This is a genomic window from Mesorhizobium sp. M7A.F.Ca.AU.002.02.1.1 (assembly GCF_003998535.1).
In the GTDB taxonomy this organism is placed as follows: Bacteria; Pseudomonadota; Alphaproteobacteria; order Rhizobiales; family Rhizobiaceae; genus Mesorhizobium; species Mesorhizobium ciceri.
The window spans coordinates 1-469 of the sequence record NZ_RZPB01001479.1 but is presented as its reverse complement, the minus strand read 5'-3'; the positions used below and the strand labels follow the sequence as shown (position 1 = coordinate 469).

1 pseudogene is annotated in these 469 nt (G+C 70.1%); it reads left to right on the top strand.

The features are described 5' to 3' along the window. Positions 1 to 469 (top strand): annotated as a pseudogene (locus tag EN879_RS38470) (phage tail protein); the annotation flags it as partial.

Here is a 469-nt window from a genome sequence, read left to right as displayed (position 1 = left end):
GGCGATGCAGCGGCGAAGGTGGTCGGGCTGTCCTCGGGCCTGGAGCAGGTCAAGGCTGATGTCGCGGCGCTGAAATCGGCTGTCGAGAAAGGTGGAGCAGGCGACGCGGCCGGCGTCACCGCACTGGGCGACAAGGTCGCGCAGATCGAGACGGCGGTCGCCGCCCTCGGCAAGGCGGGCAGCGCGGCGCCGGTCGATCTTGGTCCGCTCACCGAAAAACTGGCAGGCCTCGACGCGCAGGTGAAGTCGGCCGGCGAGGCGGCTACCGCGCAGGATGGCCGGCTGAAAGCGCTGGAGCAGTCTGTGTCGCAGCTGTCCGGCAAGGTCGAGGCGGCGGCGGGACAGCCGAAGATCGCGCTTGCCATCGCGGCGTCGGCCTTGAAGGCGGCGCTTGAGCGTGGCGGGCCGTTTTCGGCCGAACTCGAAACCCTCGCCGCGATTTCGCCTGATGCGCCGCAGCTTGCGGCAC